Source organism: Mycobacterium innocens (genome assembly GCF_900566055.1).
GTDB classification, from domain to species: Bacteria; Actinomycetota; Actinomycetes; order Mycobacteriales; family Mycobacteriaceae; genus Mycobacterium; species Mycobacterium innocens.
On sequence record NZ_UPHQ01000212.1, the window covers coordinates 32,332 to 50,899 of the forward strand.

7 protein-coding genes are annotated in these 18,568 nt (G+C 68.4%); all 7 read left to right on the plus strand.

Translation table 11 applies throughout. The annotated features are described in order from the left end of the window. The first annotated feature begins 714 nt into the window (after window positions 1–714). The 7 genes from EET03_RS20175 (at window position 715) to EET03_RS20205 (ending at window position 18,316) form a co-directional block, all read left to right on the plus strand. Window positions 715–2,046, plus strand: coding sequence for a beta-ketoacyl [acyl carrier protein] synthase domain-containing protein (locus EET03_RS20175; protein WP_075543147.1), 1,332 nt, complete (start codon window positions 715–717; stop codon window positions 2,044–2,046). Then, window positions 2,046–5,195, plus strand: coding sequence for a mycobactin polyketide synthase MbtD (mbtD, locus tag EET03_RS20180; protein ID WP_425271543.1), 3,150 nt, complete (start codon window positions 2,046–2,048; stop codon window positions 5,193–5,195). Before EET03_RS20175 ends, mbtD begins: the two co-directional genes overlap by 1 nt. Then, window positions 5,188–11,685 carry a non-ribosomal peptide synthetase gene (locus EET03_RS20185; RefSeq protein ID WP_075543145.1) on the plus strand — a complete coding sequence of 2,166 codons (6,498 nt, stop codon included), beginning with the start codon at window positions 5,188–5,190 and terminating at the stop codon, window positions 11,683–11,685. Before mbtD ends, EET03_RS20185 begins: the two co-directional genes overlap by 8 nt. Further along, complete coding sequence (locus EET03_RS20190; RefSeq protein ID WP_099193694.1) at window positions 11,682–16,109, plus strand: non-ribosomal peptide synthetase; 4,428 nt, start codon at window positions 11,682–11,684, stop codon at window positions 16,107–16,109. Before EET03_RS20185 ends, EET03_RS20190 begins: the two co-directional genes overlap by 4 nt. Then, window positions 16,106–17,392 carry an NADPH-dependent L-lysine N(6)-monooxygenase MbtG gene (gene mbtG, locus EET03_RS20195; RefSeq protein ID WP_075543143.1) on the plus strand — a complete coding sequence of 429 codons (1,287 nt, stop codon included), beginning with the start codon at window positions 16,106–16,108 and terminating at the stop codon, window positions 17,390–17,392. Before EET03_RS20190 ends, mbtG begins: the two co-directional genes overlap by 4 nt. Further along, a complete protein-coding gene (locus EET03_RS20200; protein WP_075543142.1) occupies window positions 17,370–17,594 on the plus strand; it encodes an MbtH family protein in 225 nt (74 codons plus the stop codon). Before mbtG ends, EET03_RS20200 begins: the two co-directional genes overlap by 23 nt. Before the next feature lie 92 nt (window positions 17,595–17,686). Continuing rightward, the gene (locus tag EET03_RS20205; protein ID WP_063470271.1) at window positions 17,687–18,316 is read left to right on the plus strand and encodes a GNAT family N-acetyltransferase; all 630 of its coding nucleotides are present in this window, start codon (window positions 17,687–17,689) and stop codon (window positions 18,314–18,316) included. Window positions 18,317–18,568 lie beyond the last annotated feature (252 nt).

Below are 18,568 nucleotides of genomic sequence, written 5' to 3' on the forward strand. Positions count from 1 at the left end.
GCCCGGGCTGCATTCGTGGCGGGCCCGCGGCGCGCAGTCGCTATGGTCATCGGCGTCATCGGCGTCATCGGCGGTCGGTGCGGCCAACACCGACCCGGACCCAGTCCGCGCCAGGTGTTGCCCGCCGAGCCGCCCGCCGATCCGCTCGAACACATTCACTGCGATTCCCTGCGCAGACGAAATCAAAACTATGACGGGGATAACGAAATAGCGGGCCCTGACGATCGCCTTTGACAGGCCATCTCAGCGTCGGCAACGGTCATGACCAGGATGCGCCGGGGATGCGCGGCAGGACGTCGTGCACGTCGTGGCCGGCGGGGCGGTGAAGGTCCGTTCATCGGGTCGCCCATAAACCGCGCGGTGCACTCTCAGCTGCGTGTTTACCGGCTGGCAGCGGCGGGTATCCGGGTCTCGACGGTCAGCCTATTGGCTGATCGCACATCGACATCGATTTCGGAACTTCGGCCGGTGGGTGGTTCGTCGGCGTTGCATCGCCAGCCGATCTGCCGGCCGGCCAAAAGATGAACATTCGGAGCTGATCGTGGGGGGAGGTGGCTATGGCGGCATTGCACCTGGGTTCCCCCAGGTTTGGCCGGTACCCGCATGGGTACGGACGAACCTATGGCTCGGCCAGACTTGGCCCAGTTGGGTGCGGCGGCGCTAGACCTGCCGTGCGCCGATCGGTCGCCGCGCCCCGAGGCGAGGCAAACCACGATGTCTGACCACCAGCCGAGCACCGTCGTCGACCCCGATCCGATCGTCATCGTCGGCATGGCGATCGAAGCACCCGGCGGTGTCGACACCGCGGAGCGCTACTGGGAGTTCCTGTCGCAACGGCGGGAGGGGTTGTGCCCGCTGCCCACCGACCGGGGCTGGCCGATTCGCGACCTGCTGACCGGATCCTGCCGTAAGGGATTCAAGAGGATTCGCGATTGCGGCGGTTTTTTGACCGGGGCGGCGACCTTCGACCCGGCGTTCTTCGGCATTTCGCTGCGCGAGGCCATCGCGATGGACCCGCAGCAGCGGGTCGCCCTGCGAGTCGCCTGGCGCGCCCTGGAAGGCAGCGGTATCAACCCCGACGACCTGGCCGGACACGACGTCGGCTGCTACGTCGGCGCCTACCTCACTGGTTACGGCCCCGACATGGCGGAGTTCTCCGGCCACAGCGGACGCTTGCTCACCGGCACCGCGTCCGGCGTGATCTCCGGCCGGATCTCCTACCTGTTGGGGCTGGCCGGCCCGGCGTTGACGATCGACTCCTCCTGCTCGTCTGCGCTGGCAGCACTTCACGTTGCGGTGCAGGCATTGCGGGCCGGCGACTGCGACATGGCCCTGGCCGGCGGGGTCACCGTGATGGGCTCTCCCGGCTTCTTCGTCGAGTTCTCCAAGCAGCACGCCCTGTCCGACGATGGCCACTGCCGCCCCTACAGCGCCCAGGCCAGTGGCACCGTCTGGGCCGAGGGTGCGGCAATGTTTGTCCTGCAACGGAAGTCGGCTGCGCTGCGCAACGGCAGGCGAATCGTCGCCGAGGTCCGCGCCAGCGCCCTGAACCAGGACGGCCGCAGCGCGGGGCTCGCCGCCCCGTCGAGTGCGGCGCAGAGCCGTCTGTTTCTGCGGGCCATGGCCCAAGCAGGGCTCGGGCCCGAGCAGATCGGCATGATCGAGGGACACGGCACCGGCACCCGGCTCGGTGATCGCACCGAATTGCAGGCGCTGGCCGAAACCTACGGTGACACCGAACCGGGTCGCGGCGCACTGCTGGGGTCGGTGAAGTCCAACTTCGGCCACGCGCAGGCCGCCGGCGGCGCGCTCGGGCTGGCCAAGGTTCTGGTCTCTGCCGAGCATGGCGCTGTTCCACCCACCCTGCACGCCGCCGAGGCGAGTCGGGAAATCGATTGGGACAGCCACGGTTTGCGACTAGCGCAGGAACTGACCCCGTGGCCGGCCGTGGACGGGCAACGGATCGGCGCCGTCTCCGCCTTCGGCATCAGCGGCACCAATGCCCATCTCATCGTCTCGATGGCCTCGATAGCAGGCGCCGCATGATGGTGACGCACCGACTTCCCGATAACCGCGTGCCGGTGCTGCTCAGCGCACATGAAGAAGAGCTGATCGGTCAGGACGCCGCGGCCATCCTCGACTACCTCGGGCACCTCTGGGCGCAACCGGGAACCGACGACGTGACCCTGGCGGTGGCGGCCACGCTGCTGCGCACCCGGCGGGTGCGCCGCCACCGCGCGGTCGTGCGGGCCGCCGACCGCGCCGAACTCGAGGCCGGGCTGCGCGCACTGGCCGCTGGTGAACAGCATCCGTTGGTAGCCCGGTCTTCGGAGAACGCCAAAACGCGAACCGCGTTCGCGTTCCCGGGCCAAGGCAACCAGTGGCCCTCGATGGGAGCCGAGGCGTACCAGCACCTTCCGGCGTACCGGGCGGAGGCGGACCGATGCGCGCAAGCGTTCGTCGCCGCGGGTTTGCCTTCGCCGCTGCCCTATCTATTGGGTCCCGTGCCAGCCGGCTTAGCGGCCGGCTGGAGGGCCGGCTCGTCAGCCGACACGGACCACGGCTGGTCGCAGATCGACATCCAGGGAGCACAATTCACCCACGCCGCCAGTTTGGCGCAGCTGTGGCGATCCTGCGGAGTGCTGCCCGACCTCACCATTGGGCACAGCCTGGGAGAGGCGGCTGCCGCCTACGTGGCTGGGACCATCACGCTGGCGGACGCGGTCGCCGTCGTGGCCGCCCGGGCCACGGTAGTCAGCCGGCTGTCGGGCCGCTACGGCATGGCGGTCCTCAGCAGGGGCGCCGACCAGGCTGAGCAATTGATCACCGAAACGCCGGGCTGGCTGGAACTTTCAGCAGTCAACTCGCCGTCGTCGAGTGTCGTTTCCGGGGACCGCGACGCGGTGGCCGCGATCGTGAGACGAGCCGAAAAGGACGGCATTTTCGCCCGCGAGCTGACCGTTGACTATCCGGGGCACACCAGCAAGCTGGAATCGCTGCGCGACGCATTGAGCGAACTGCTGCCCGCATCGAAGTTCTTGGACGCACCGGTGGAGTTCGTCAGCTCGGCTCACGGCGACGTCGTCACGCCCGACACCGACTTCACCGACTACTGGTACCAAAACTTGCGCAACACAGTCAGATTCGATCAGGCAGCGGCAACGGCCGGCCAACGCGGCGCGGGCACGTTCGTGGAAATCTCGGCGCATCCGTCGCTGCGCTACGCACTCGCCGAACTCGCCGAAGACGCCCTGATCGTGGGTTCGGGCCGCCGTGACGAACCCGTCGTGGAGCACTTGTCCGCCAACATTGCCGCTGCCGCGGTGGCTAATCCGGGTTACCGCTGGCGCGACGTCGCGGGCGTCGGCGACCAACCGCTATTGCGGGGTTTCCCGACCGCGCCGATGCGGGCCATACATTTGTGGGCCACCCCCGAGCCGTTGCCGCCACCACCCGGGTCGGCTCTGGTGGTTGCCTACGAGCAGTGGGAGCAGTTGCGGCCGCACGACCGGAGTCAACACAACGCGGCAGACCGGCAGCCCACCGCCGTCACGATCGCGACGCCCGACTCGGCCGACGATCCGTTGGCGCGGCGGCTGACCCAGGCGGTCGGGGCGCATCCCGCGTGCGACCTGGCGGCCACCGCCGAGGCGGAAATCGCCGTGATCATCGCACCGGCCCTGATGCAGCCGGACGCGATCGTCGCAGCCGGCCAACTCCGCAGCGGTGCACGACAACTCGACTATCACCACGCGGTCGGGCCGCGCTGTCGGCGCGTCTGGCTGGTCACCATCTGCGGTGAACAGGTGGACGCCGCCGCACCTGCGGCTTTGCCGGCGCAGGCCGCGCTGGCCGCGATGCACCGCAGCGTCGGTTTCGAGTTCCCCGAGCAGACATTCGCCCACCTCGACGTGCCGAGCCGGGAAATCGACGAGGCGACCGCTCACCAGTGCATCGATATGCTGCTGGACGATCACACCGAAGTCGCGGTGCGGGCCCGCGATTCCGGCACCGGGCTCGATTGGTTCGTCCGGACGCTGCGCGAGGCCGCCGAATCCGCGCCCGAAGGCGTCGACGCCGCGGCGCTGGACCACGTGGTGATCACCGGCGGCAACGGCACCATCGGCCTGCGGTACGCCCGGCACTGCGTTGAACACGGCGCCCGGCGGGTCACGCTGTTGAGCCGCAACGGTGTCGACCGGGCCGAGCTGGACCGGTTGACTGCGGGATACCCGGCGCAGGTGCACGCCCCGGCTTGCGACATCACCGACGCCGACGCGCTCGCGGCGGTTGCCGGCGAGTACGCCGGCGACGGCGCTTCGCTGTTGATCCACGCCGCCGGCGCAGCCCGCTTCGCCCCCCATGACCTACTCGGCGACCAGGAATGGGCAGATGTGTTCTCCGCCAAGGTAACCGGGCTGGTCCGAATGACCGACGCATGGCCGCTGCGGCCGGATGCGCGGATCCTGCTGTGTTCCTCGGTATCCGGAGTGTGGGGCGGCTACGGGCACGCCGGCTATGCGGCATCCAACCGGATGCTCGACACGGTGGCCGCCCAGTTGCGCGGCAACGGACTGAACTGCATGTCGGTGCGGTGGGGCTTGTGGCAGGGCACCACGATCGCCGGCGCCGACGACGTCGCCCGCATCGAGCGGTCCGGCTTGATCGCCATGGACCCCGACGCGGCGGTCGCGACCAGTCTCGGGTGCCGTCAAGCCGACCCGCTGATTCTGGCCGCCGACTTCGACCGCCTTCGGGCGTTCTTCGAAAGCCAAGGCGTCGCAAAGCCGTTCGCGACGGCAACCACCGAACGCAACGACGATTCGCCGGCCGACAGCCAGAGCTCGGACCAGCGACCGATCAGTGAGCTGGTACGCGCCGAGATCGCTGCGGCATTCAGTCTCGACGGTCCGGCGGCGGTCGACCTGAACGTGGCGCTGGTCGACCTCGGCGCAGACTCGATGCTGGCGCTGGACCTGCGTGACCGGCTGCGCCGATGGACCGGCCAATCGGTGCCCGCGGCCCGACTGCTCGGCGGTATCACCGGCGCCGAGCTGATCGCGATTCTGCAGTCGGCCCCCAGCGCGGACGGCCCAGCCGCAAGCCCGGAGCCAATGGCCCCGGAGCCAACGGCGGAGCCCGGGTCTACCGCGAATCCCGAAAGACGAGAAAGGTTGAGATCCTCGCGTGACTGACACCCACCAAGACTTGACGTCGTTGCGCCGCGGGCTGGCCGAGCCTGACTTGGCCTGGTCCGCGTCGCCTCCCCAGGATTCACAGCAGGACTCCAGCCCCCGGCTGTCCGATGGTCAGCGCCGGCTGTGGTTCGTGCAGTCGATCGATCCGAGCAGCTCACTGCTCAACGTCTGCGCGTCCTACCGGCTGACGGGAACCGTCGACGTCGGGCGGTTGCGCCGGGCGCTGGACGCCGTTGCGGTTCGGCACCCGGTGCTGCGCACCACTTATCACGCCGACGACGACGGAGATCCGCGCCCGGTGGTGCACAATGACCTGCGGCCCGGCTGGGCCCAACACGACCTTTCCGGGATGGCCGAGCAGGCCCGGCAGTTGCGGCTGGAAGTGCTGGCGCAGAGGCAGTTTCGCCGTCCGTTCGATCTGGCCGCCGTCTCCCCGTTGCGGGTCACCGCGGTGCGGATGGGCGCCGACGAGCTGATGCTGTTGATCACCGCCCATCACATCGCCTGGGACGACCGATCGTGGGGCCCGTTCTTCACCGACTTGACCCGTGCCTACTCCGACCCCGACGGCCTCGACGGCGCGACACCGCCGGTGCCGGCTGCTGCCGCCGGCACCCTCGACGAGGATCTCGCCTATTGGCGGTCGTTGATGGCGGATCTGCCTGAGCCGCTCGAACTTCCGGGTGCCAACGGTTCATCGGTACCCAGCACCTGGCGAGCGCAACGGGTGTCGGCACAGCTGTCCGCGGATACCCTCGACCGGGTCACGGCGCTGGCCGGCGAGTGCGAGGCCACCCAGCACGTGGTGATGCTGGCCGCATTCGCCGCGCTGATCCACCGCTACACCCATGCCACGGATTTCCTGATCGCGGCACCGGTTACGGACCGCAATGCCGGAGCCGAGGATGCGATCGGCTGCTACTGCAACACCGTTGTGGTGCGAGCCCAGCCGCAGCCGCGGCAAACATTCCGTGACCTGCTGGCGCACACCCGCGACGTCACCACCGGGGCTTTCGCCCACCAGCGCGTCAACCTCGACTGGCTGGTGCGGGAGTCCAACCCCGACCGCCGCCACGGCGCCGACCGGATGACCCGGGTGAGCTTCGGCCTCCGCGAATCCGACGGCGGCGACTTCTGCCCGCCCGGCGTGCAGTGTCAGTGTGGCGATCTGCAAGGCCAATTCAGCCAGTTGCCCTTGAGTTTCACGGTGCAATTGTCCGGAACCGGGGCGCTGGTGGAGGCTGAGTATCTCGTCGAGGTGCTCGATCCGCCGCTGGCCGCTCAGCTGGTCGAGCATTACGCCATCCTGCTCGACAGCGCCCTGGCCGACCCCGACACCGAGCTGAATCGGCTCTCACTGTTCGGTGCCGCAGAGGCCGAGTGGCTGCGCAAAGTCGCCACCGGCCAGGCGTTCTCGACGACACCCACCACCATGCCGGCGTTGGTGGCCGAACGCGCGACGTCCTCGCCCGACGCCGTCGCCGTCGTCTACGAGGGCCGTCAATACCGCTACCGCGAACTCAACGAGGAAGCAAACCGGCTGGCGCACTGGCTGATCGACCGGGGTGTCGGCACCGAGGACCGGGTCGCCGTGCTGCTGGACAAGTCTCCCGAGCTGGTGATCACTGCCTTGGGCGTCCTCAAAGCCGGTGCCGTCTACCTGCCGGTCGACCCGACCTATCCGGAGGACCGGCTGTCCTACATCCTCGACGACGCCGAGGCCAAACTCGTGCTGCGCGAACCGGTTACCGACCTGGCAGGGTATTCGCCGGCCGACCCGACCCCCGACGAACTGGTCCGGCCGCTGCGGCCCGACAACACCGCCTACCTGATCTACACCTCCGGATCCACCGGGCTGCCCAAGGGGGTGCCGGTGCCGCATGCGCCCGTCACCGAATACTTCGTATGGTTCGGCGACGAGTACCAAGTGGACGAGACGGACCGGCTGCTGCAGGTGGCCTCGCCGGGGTTCGACGTGTCCATCGCCGAGATCTTCGGGCTGCTGATCTGTGGGGGGCGGCTGGTGATTCCGCGGCCGGACGGGTTGCGCGACATCGGTTATCTGACCGATCTGCTCTACCGCGAGGGCATCACCTCGATGCACTTCGTGCCGTCGCTGCTCGGCCTGTTCCTGTCGCTGCCCGGCGTCAACCAGTGGCGCACCCTGCGCCGCGTGCCGATCGGCGGGGAGCCGCTGCCGGGTGAGGTCGCCGACAAGTTCCACGCCACCTTCGACGCGCTGTTGTACAACTTCTACGGACCGACCGAGACCGTCATCAACGCCACCAGCTATCAGGTCGAAGGTACTCAGGGCACCCGGATCGTCCCGATCGGCCGGCCCAAGATCAACACCCAGGTGTATCTGCTCGACAATGCGCTGCGGCCCGTCCCGGTCGGGGTGATCGGCGAAATCTACATCGGCGGAACGCATATGGCGCATGGTTACCACCGGCGGCCGGCGCTGACCGCCGAACGCTTCATCGCCGACCCGTTCACCCCCGGCGGCCGGCTGTACCGGTCCGGGGACCTGGCGCGCCGCAACGCCGACGGCGACATCGAATTCGTGGGCCGGGCCGACGAGCAGGTGAAGATCCGCGGCTTCCGCATCGAACTCGGCGAGATCGCCGCGGCCATCTCGGTCGACCCCAGCGTCGGGCAGGCGGTCGTGATCGCCACCGATCTGCCGGGGCTCGGCAAGAGCCTGGTCGGCTACGTCACCCCGTCCGACGGCGGCACCGAAACCGTCGACGTGGACCGCATCCGGGCCCGGGTGGCCGCCGCGCTGCCGGACTACATGACCCCCGCCGCTTATGTCGTCCTCGACGAAATCCCGATCACGACGCACGGCAAAATCGACCGGGACGCCCTGCCGCAGCCCGAGATCGCCTCAGCCGCCGAATATCGCGAACCCACCACGGCGTCCGAGCGCACTGTCGCCGGCTTGTTCACCCAGTTGCTGGGCCACGACCGTGTCGGTGTGGACGACTCGTTCTTCGACCTCGGCGGGCACTCCCTGGTGGCCACCAAGCTGGTCGCCGCGATCCGCTCCGAATGCGGTGTCGAACTGGGCATCCGCGACGTCTTCGAGCTGGTGACGGTGGGGCGGCTGGCCGAACGGGTAGACCAGTTGCAGTCGGGTGCGGTCACTTTCAAGCGGCCCAAGCTGGTCAAGACCTCACACGAGGGTCCGCTGCCGCTGTCGGCCGCCCAGCTGCGAACCTGGTTCGCCTACCAGATCGAGGGCCCCAGCGAGGTCAACAACATCCCCTTCGCCGCCCGGTTGAGCGGGCCCTGCGATGTCGACGCGCTGGTCGCCGCCGTCGGCGATGTGGTCCGGCGCCACGAGATCCTGCGCACCACCTACACCGAAATCGACGGTGTGCCATATCAAGTGGTCCAACCGGTCGCTGAACTGCCGGTGCGGCAGGCCTCCGGGGAGGGTGAACAGTGGTTGCGGCAGCAGCTGGACAGCGAGCGCCACTACAGTTTCCAGCTGGACCGCGAATGGCCGATCCGCGCCGCGGTGCTGCACACCGGTGACGAGCACGTGCTGTCGTTGGTGGTGCACCACATCGCGATCGACCACTGGTCTGGCGGAGTGCTCTTCGCCGACCTGCTCACCGCCTACCGCGCTCGCCACGCCCGGCAACAGCCGTCCTGGGCACCGTTGCCGCTCCAATACGCCGATTACGCGGCCTGGCAGGGCGAGTTGTTGTCGGAGCAGGACGACCAGCCCAGCATCGCCCGAGCGCAACGCGACTACTGGGTGCGCCAGCTGGAGGGCGTACCCGAGGACACCGGGCTACGGCCCGACCTCCCGCGCCCGGCGGTGCCCAGCGGCGCCGGCGACTCCGTCGAGTTCAGCATCGACGCGCAGACCCGCGGCAAGCTCGCCGAGCTGTGCCGGGAGCTGGGTGTCACCGAATTCATGCTGCTGCAATCGGCCGTCGCCGTGGTGCTGCACAAAGCCGGCGGCGGCGTGGACATTCCGCTGGGCACACCGATCGCGGCGCGCACCGAGCCCGAACTCGACCAACTGATCGGCTTTTTCATCAACATCCTGGTACTGCGCAACAACTTGGACGGCAACCCGTCGCTGCGCGAGGTACTGACCCGGGCCCGCGAAACGGCGCTGGCCGCCTACGCCCACCAGGACCTGCCGTTCGACCGGGTCGTGGACGCGGTCAGCCCGGTGCGCACGCTGTCGCGAAACCCGCTGTTCCAGACCGTCGTGCACGTCCGCGATCACCTGCCCGGCGAACGGGTGATCGACACCAGCGCGGCCGGCGACACCGTATTCACCGCGCTGGAGCCGACATTCGACATCGCCCACGCCGACCTGAGCGTCAACTTCTTCGCCACTTTCGATGCTGAAGAAGCCGCATATCACGGCAACATCCTCTACCGCACCGAGTTGTATCACCGCAGCACGATCGAGCGGCTGGTCGGATGGCTGATGCAGGTCGTCGACGCATTTGCCGGCGACGTCGACCAGCGGCTGCGCGACGTGCAATTGCTCGATGCCGAGCTGCGGCAGCACATTCTCGCCCAATGGAGCCGCGGCCCCGAGCCCCCGGCCGAGCGCCCGCGCACGATCGCCGAGCTGCTCGAGCCCAGCCGCCGATGGGGCACCGATCGCATCGCGCTGCGCTGCGGCGACGAGCAGATCGACTACGCTGCGCTGCATCGTCGTTCGGACAACTTCGCGCAGCTGCTCGTCGAGCGGGGCGTGGGGCCCGGATCGCTGGTGGGCCTGTCGACACGGCGCTGCATCGACATGGTGGTCGCGCTGGTCGGCATCATGAAAGCCGGCGCCGGCTTCTTCCCGCTGGATCCCGGTTATCCCGCCGCACGCAAACAGCTGATGCTCGACGACGTCGCGCCGCAGGTGGTGGTCGTGACGTCCGAGGCTCTGGACACCATGCCGGAATCGCCTGAGGTGACGTTTATTTCGCTCGACGACCCGGCGGTGCAGGAGGCTCTGGACCGCCAGCCGTCGGCAGATCCGTTGCCCGCCGCGCATCCCGACGACCCGATGTATCTGGTGTTCACCTCCGGGTCGACGGGCACACCCAAGGGTGTCTTGGGCACCCACCGGGCGATGACCACCCGGCTGAACTGGCAGCTATGGAATTACCCGGTAGCCGGCAACGACACCGAAGATATACGCCTGGCGCAGGCGTCGTGGACCTTCCTGGAGGGGTGCATGGAAACCCTGGGCGGCCTGGCGGCGGGGGCCACCACGATCCTGGCCGACGACGCCGAGCACCGCGATCCCGAGGCGCTGGCCTCGCTGATCCAGCGCCACTCGGTGGCCCAGGTCACCGCGGTGCCCAGCCTGGTCTCGACCATCGTCGACGCGTGGCCCGAAGCATTGGGCTCGCTGTACCGGCTGGTGTGCGGCGCCGAGCCGCTGACCGCGTCACTGCAGGAGCGGCTGCTGGCCAACTACGGCTCCGACGGTTCGGGTTCCGGCCCGCAGCTGCTGAACAACTTCGGCGCCACCGAAACGTCCGGCGCGCTGGTCCGCGGACCGATGACCCCGCCGGTGCCGCTGCTGGGCACCCCGATGCCCGACGCGCAGGTGTATCTGCTCGACGACGGCCTGAACCCGGTGCCGCCCGGCGTGGTCGGCGAATTGTATTACGCCGGTGGCCAATTGGTGCGTGGCTACTGGAAACGGCCCGGCCTGACGGCAGCGCGGTTCGTGGCCAACCCGTACACCGCCGAGCCCGGCGCACGGTTCTACCGCAGCGGTGACCGGGCTCGCTGGACGCAAGACGGTCGACTCGAGTTCGTCGGGCGCACCGACCATCAGGTCAAGGTGCGCGGGTTCCGCGTCGAACTGGGCGAGGTGGAAGCCGCCTTGAAGGCCGTCGACGGGGTGGCCGTGGCGGCGGCGCGCACCTGGGACGTCGGCGGCAGCACCACCTTGGCCGGCTATGTGGTGCCGCATCACCGCGCCGCCGGCGAGGAGGCGAAATCCGGGTTCGCATCGGCGGTTCGGGCCGAAGTCGCCGCGGCGCTGCCGGGCTACATGATGCCGTCGTCGATCACCGTGCTCGACGAGATGCCCAAGACCGAGTCGGGCAAGCTGAACCGGCCCGGCCTGCCGCGGCCGTCGGTGAGCACCGCCGGCCACCGCGAGCCGCCGAGCACCGACATCGAGCGGGCGCTGGCCGAGGTCTTCGTCGACCTGCTGCCGATCACCGAAATCGGGCGCTTCGACGACTTTTTCACCCTCGGCGGTGACAGCATCCTGTCGGTGCAGCTGGCGGCGCGGGCGCGGACTGCCGGTCTGCCGGTCAGTCCGCGGATGGTGTTCGAGAACCCGACCGTGCAGCAGCTGGCGGCCGCGGTGGAATCCGGTGGCGCCGCCCTGGACTCCGGAGGCGCCGACGGCGATACCCACCACGAGCCGATGAGCACATCCGGGTTGTCCGCCGAGCAGCTGGCGGCGGTGACGCAATCGTGGAGTAACCAATGACCGCCACCGAAACCGGTGCGCCCTCAGGCATCGAGGATGTGATGGCGCTGAGCCCTTTGCAGGAAGGGCTGTATTCGCTGACCGTGCTTTCCGGGCTGGCCGATGCCCGTGACGGCTCTCCGGTCGATGATCCCTACCTGGTCGGGATCGCCGCCGATATCGCCGGTCCGCTCGACGTCGAGCTGCTCAAGGACTGCGCGGCGAAAATGCTGATGCGCCACCCGAACCTGCGGGCCAGCTTCGTCAGCCGCGACATCCCCCGGCCCGTGCAGATCGTGCCGTCGCGGGTCGAGCTGCCCTGGCGCCAAGTTGCCGCCGAGCCCGCGGATATCGAAAAACTGGCGGCCGCGGAACGGTCTCGACCGTTCGACTTCGAAAAGACACCGGCGATCCGTTTCCTGCTGATCGAATTACCGGATCAGCACTGGCATTTGGTGATCACCGCGCATCATATCGTGATCGACGGGTGGTCGCTGCCGGTGTTCGCAGCGGAGATGATCGCGCTGTACGGAGCGGGCGGTGACCTCGACACGCTGCCGGTCAAGCCGCGGCCGTACCGCGATTACATCGGCTGGCTGGCCGGGCGTGACCGCTCGGCCAGCGAGCAGGTGTGGCGCGAGCACCTTGCCGGGTTGCCCGGCCCGACGCTGCTGGCGGCGTCGATGGCCACCGAAGCGCCCCGGACCGGGCTGCCGCGGCGCACCGAGTTACGCACCGACCGTCAGACCACCGCGCGGTTTAGCGACGGTGCCCGCTCCCGCGGAATCACCGTGAACACCTTGATGCAGATGGCCTGGGCGCTGGTTTTGTCACGGCTGACCGACCGCGACGACGTGGTGTTCGGCGTCACAGTGTCGGGCCGGCCCGCCGAACTGTCCGGCGTCGAAACCATGATCGGGTTGTTCATCAACACCGTGCCGTTGCGGGTGCGGCTCGACGCCAACACCGATGTCGGCGCGCAATGCGTTGCGCTACAAAGGAATGCGGCGACGCTGCGGGACCACAGCTACCTCAGCCACGCGCAACTGCGGGCGATCGGCGGCGTCGGCGAGATGTTCGACACGCTGCTGGTCTATGAGAACTTCCCCACGTCGGGACTGGCCGAAGGTGGTGAGTTGACCGCGGGCGGCGTGACATTCCGGCCGGCGGGGCTGGAGAGCGTGACGCATTTCCCGGTCGCGCTGGCCGCCCACCTGGACGACGGGGAGCTGGTCATGTTCGTCGAGGTGCTCGACGGCGCGCTGGGCGCTACCACTGGTGAGATGCTCGGCCGGCGCGTGCTGGCCACCGCCGAGCGGCTGCTGTCGAGTTGGCAGCGCCCGCTGCGCGAGGTCAGCGTGCTGTTCGACGAAGAGACCCGGCCGCTGCGCGCCGCCGGCACGGCGCCGGCCCGCCAGACAGCAGGCTTTCACACCCGCTTCGCCGCGGTTGCGCAGGCCGGGCCCGACCAGGAGGCGCTGAGCTGGACCTCCGGGTCCATGTCCTACGGCGAGCTGGACGCGGCGGCCAACCGGCTGGCCGCGGTACTGATCGGTCGCGGGGCCGAGCCCGAATCGCCGGTGGCGGTGCGGCTTTCCCGCGGCCCGCAGTATGTCGTCGCGCTGCTCGCGGTGCTCAAATCCGGCGCGGTGTGTGTGCCGCTGGAACCGGGAACGCCGCCGGAGCGGGTGGAATCGATCCTGCGCCAGACCGGTGCCACCATCGTGATTGACGAGGACATGGTCGCGTCGGTCGACTCCGAGGCACCCGACCAGGCCGACGGTTTCCGTCCCGTCGACGTCGACCCCCGCCAAGCCGGCTACCTGGTCTTCACCTCCGGGACCACCGGAGAACCCAAGGGCGTCATCGGAACCCACGCCGCGCTGGGCGCCTACGCCGACGACCATATCGACACCGTGCTGCGGCCCGCCGCCGCCCGGCTGCGGCGTCGACTGCGGATCGCGCACGCCTGGTCGTTCGCGTTCGACGCCGCCTGGCAGCCGCTGGTCGCCCTGCTCGACGGCCACACCGTGCACGTCGTCGACGAACGCACCCAGCGCGACGCCGAGTCGTTGGTGCAGGCGATCGCCGAGCACCGCATCGACATGATCGACACCACCCCGTCGATGTTCGCCCAGCTGCGAGCCTTCGGTTTGCTCACGAGCGTGCCGTTGACGGTGCTCGCGCTGGGCGGCGAAGCCGTCGCCCCGCCGACCTGGAATATGATCCGCGACGCATGCGCGCGCAGCGGGATGGCGGCCTGCAACTGCTACGGCCCCACCGAAACCACCGTCGAGGCAGTGGTCGCCGACATCACCGAGCACGCCGCGCCGTCGATCGGACGCCCGACCCGACATAGCCGCGCCTACGTGCTGGACTCCGCGCTGCGCCCGGTGCCCCACGGCGCCGCCGGTGAATTGTATGTCACAGGAGCACAATTGGCGCGCGGCTATCTCGGACGCCCCGGTGAGACGTCACACCGATTCATCGCCGACCCCTTCGGGTCCGGGGAGCGGATGTATCGCACCGGCGACGTGGTGCGCCGCCAGCCCGACGAGTCGCTGGTCTATCTGGGCCGCGCCGACGAGCAGGTGAAGATCCGCGGCTATCGGGTGGAACCCGGCGAAATCGCCGCGGCGCTGCAGGCGCACCCGGGGGTACGTCACGCCCACGTCGTGGTCCGCGAGCACCAGGGCGGCGCCCGGTTGACGGCCTGCGCCGCGACCGCGAACGGCTCCGAGCCCACCGAAGCCGAGTTGCGGACCATGCTTGGTGAGCGGCTGCCGCGCTACATGGTGCCGCAGCGCATCGTCGTCGTCGATGAGATCCCGCTGACCGCCAACGGCAAGCTGGACGCGGCCGCGCTGCCCGACGTCGATGCCGGCGCTGTCGGGTCGGCACCTGAATCCGCCACGGAATCCGCTCTGGCCGAGTTGCTTTCGGAGATGTTGCAGATCCCCGAAGTCGACGTAACCGCAGATTTCCTGGAATTGGGACTGGACAGCATCGTGGCGCTTTCGGTGGTCCAGGCGGCACGCCGCCGCGGCATTCCACTACGCGCCCGGCTCATCCTGGAGTGCAACAACATTCGCGAACTCGCCGCCGCGATCGACGCCGAAGCCACCGGCGCAGCCCGCGACACCGAGCACAGCACCGAACCGATTCCGTTGCTTCCCAACGCGATTTGGGTCTACGAATACGGCGAGCCGCGGCGGATGGGACAGGTCGAGGCCATCCGGCTGCCCGAGGACATCACCGCCGAGCAGCTGCGGGCGGCACTGACCGCCATCGTCGACAGCCACGAAGTGCTGCGCACCCGCCTGGACCGCACCGGCATGACCCTGGTGCCCACCCCGGTCGGTGACTTCTTCGACGAGGCAGCGGTGTCCAGCGATCTGCAGGCAGCGGTCGCCGGTCATGCCGGAGAGGCCCTGGAAAGCCTTGATCCTGAACGTGGTTCGCTGCTGTCCGCCAGGTGGTTGCGGCCGCCGGCCGGACCGGGCGTGCTGCTTCTGGCCGCGCATGTGCTGGCGATGGACCCGGCGTCGTGGCGGGTGGTGCTCGGTGAACTCGACGCCGCGTTGCATGCGCTGGCCGGCGGCCACTCACCCGCGCCTGTTCCCGAGCACACCAGCTACCGGCGGTGGGCCCAAGCGCTCCTGCGGCGCGCCGAAACCCTCGACACCATGCCGTTTTGGCTTTCCCAGCTCCAAGGCGAGGACCCGGATCTGGGTGCCCGACGGGTACAGGCCGACCGTGACCGGGCCGCCGGCCTGCTGATCCGCGCCGCGGTGACCGACACCGACATCACCGGTCGACTGCTGGATTCGGGTGTGCCGATGTTCGACCTGCTGGTCGCGGCGGCGGCGCGGACGGTGACCCGGTGGCGGCAACGCCGGGGTCAGCCGACGCCCGCGCCGCTGCTGGCCCTGGAAACCCACGGCCGCGCCGACGCTCTGGTAGACGACACCGACCAGGACACCAGCGACGCCGTTGACACCACCGACACCGTGGGCCTGCTCAGTGCGATCTATCCGCTGCGAGTGCATTCCGCCGACCCGCATCGCGTGACCGAGCAATTGGCGGCTATCCCCGGCGCCGGAATCGACTACGGTCTGCTGCGCTACCTGCGCGCCGACACCGCGGCTGCGCTCAACAGTGTTCCGGGGCCGCAGCTGTTGCTGAACTATCTGGGCCGCACCGACGTCGGTGACGCCGGCAGCGGCGTGCGCCTCGACCGCGAGCTGCTGGGCGGACTGCCGCCGCTGCCCGAACCGAACGTGGCGGTGCGTCACGAACTGGTCGTCATGGCCACCCTGCTGGGCTCCGGTGATCAGCAAATCTTGTTGACTCAGTGGCGCGCCCTGCCCGATATCCTCAGCGAGCCGGATCTGACCGTGCTGCAGGATCTTTGGAATGAATCTCTCAAGGAAACCGTGACATGACTACGCTAGCGGTCGTCGGCGCCGGGGCCAAGGCGGTGGCCGTCGCCGCCAAGGCGTCGGTGTTACGCGCCATGGGTGTCGACACACCTGACGTCGTCGCTGTGGAACGCACCGGGGTGGCCGCCAACTGGCAGGCCGGCGGCGGCTGGACCGACGGCGCCCAAAGCTTGGGCACCAGCCCGGAAAAAGACGTCGGCTTCCCGTACCGCTCGTCGCTGGTGCCGCGCCGCAACGCCGAGCTCGACGAGCGGATGACGCGCTACAGCTGGCAGGCGTATCTGATCGCCACCGGTCAATTCGCCCAATGGATCGACCGTGGCCGCCCGGCGCCGACCCACCGCCGGTGGGGCCAGTATCTTCGCTGGGTCGCCGAGCGAATCGACATGACGGTGGTCTACGGCGAGGTCGACCGAATCGCCCTCGACGGCCGACGCTGGGCGTTGCACACCTCCGAGCGCACCGTGCACGCCGACGGGTTGATGATCACCGGGCCCGGCCAAGCCGAACGGACCCTGCTGCCGGGCAATCCGCGGGTACTCTCCATCGCCCAGTTCTGGCATCGCGCCGCCCAGCACGACCGGATCAGCGCCGAGCGAGTCGCGATGATCGGCGGCGGTGAGACGGCCGCGGCCATGCTCCATGAGCTGTTCCGGCACCCGATTTCGACGATCACCGTCATCTCACCGCAAGTCACGCTGTTCACCCGGGGCGAAGGCTTCTTCGAGAACTCGCTGTTCTCCGACCCGTCCGACTGGGCCGCCCTGACTCTGCCGGAACGACGCGACGCGATCGCACGCACCGACCGCGGAGTGTTCTCGTCAAGCGTGCAGGACGCGCTGATGGCCGACGACCGGATCCGGCACCTGCGCGGCCGGGTTGCGCACGCGGTCGATCGCGACCAGCAGATCCGGCTCACTCTGAGCACCGACCGGGGCACCGAAAACTTCGAAACCGTCCACGGTTTCGACCTGGTCATCGACGGCTCGGGGGTGGACGCGTTGTGGTTTACCACGCTGCTGAACCAGGATGCGCTCGACCTGCTCGAGCTCGGGCTGGGCGGGCCGCTCAGTAGCGAACGCTTGCAGGAGTCGATCGGCTACGACCTCGCCGTCAACAGCGTCACGCCGAAGCTGTTTCTGCCCGGCCTGGCCGGACTGAACCAGGGACCCGGATTTCCCAACCTCAGCTGCCTGGGACTGCTTTCCGACCGGGTGCTGGGCGCCGAGCTGCCCCAAAACGACCCTTCGAGTAGGAGAAATGATGAGCACCAATCCCTTCGATGACGAGACCGGCACCTTCGTCGTGCTGGTCAACGACGAGGAGCAGCACAGCCTGTGGCCCACGTTCGCCGAGATCCCGGCCGGCTGGCGCAAGGTGTACGGCGAAGCCAGCCGGGCGGATTGTCTGCAATACGTCGAGGAACACTGGACCGACATACGGCCCAAAAGCCTGCGTGAGGCGGTCAATTCGAGGCGGTCTGGTTAGCCAAGCCAGCCGGCGCCGGCCATGCCGTGAGTTCGATTCCCGAATCGCGACACCTAGGACATCAACGGACAACAACCGAAACCCGAGATGACATGAGTGAACCCGACGTGATGCTGCCGCGGGAACTGACCGACCTACCCGACGAGGTCCGCAACATCCCGCCGCCGCCTGCCCAACCCGAAGTGCCCGAACCATACGCATTTCGGCTGGCCGATCCCGATACCGACGCCGACATGATCGCCGAATGGATGCGCCGGCCCCACCTGGCCGAAGCATGGGAGTACGTGTGGCCGGTGTCGCGGTGGCAGCGCTACCTGCGCGCCCAGCTCGACGGCAGCTATTCGCGACCGATGATCGGCAGCATTGACGGACAAGACCACGCCTACGTCGAACTCTATTGGGCTGCCAAGGATTCCATCGCCACCCGGTACGAGTGGGCTCCCTATGACCTGGGTATACACGCCGGTATGGCCGACCCGGAGATTACGAACAAGGGAATCGCCCAATTCGTGTTGCCGCACTTGGTGGCCAGTGTGCTCAACGCTGAACCGCGATGTCGGCGAGTCATGTTCGATCCGGACTACCGAAACAAGATGGCGCGCAGGTTCTGTGAGAGCGCCGGCTGCGTATTTCTCGGCGAACACGACATGGCGAATCGCCGGATGGCGCTCTATGCATTGCCCCGCACGCCCCACGACGTGCCCCGGTCCAAAGAATCGTGATTGCCGATACGCGAGCTATAGCACACAACTGCGACGGTCACATCAGCCACACCAGTCTCTAGACGGAAGTTACGGCTGCCTGGGTAAGGGTTTTCCGCCCTGAACTGGGGGTTTGCTGGTTTGCTTGGTTTGTGTTTGTGGCTACGCGGCGATGGTCAGGGGGATGGTGGCCTCAATGAGGTCGAAAGCACGGCGTTGAGTGGGGGTGGCCTCGGCGAGTTTGTCGATCTCGATGTCGGTGTGGTGGTAGCG

Coding starts and splice junctions, on each gene's coding strand:
- EET03_RS20175 (WP_075543147.1), top strand. CDS start 715: ATGTCTGACCACCAGCCGAGCACCGTCGTCGACCCCGATCCGATCGTC.
- mbtD (WP_425271543.1), top strand. CDS start 2,046: ATGGTGACGCACCGACTTCCCGATAACCGCGTGCCGGTGCTGCTCAGC.
- EET03_RS20190 (WP_099193694.1), top strand. CDS start 11,682: ATGACCGCCACCGAAACCGGTGCGCCCTCAGGCATCGAGGATGTGATG.
- mbtG (WP_075543143.1), top strand. CDS start 16,106: ATGACTACGCTAGCGGTCGTCGGCGCCGGGGCCAAGGCGGTGGCCGTC.
- EET03_RS20200 (WP_075543142.1), top strand. CDS start 17,370: ATGAGCACCAATCCCTTCGATGACGAGACCGGCACCTTCGTCGTGCTG.
- EET03_RS20205 (WP_063470271.1), top strand. CDS start 17,687: ATGAGTGAACCCGACGTGATGCTGCCGCGGGAACTGACCGACCTACCC.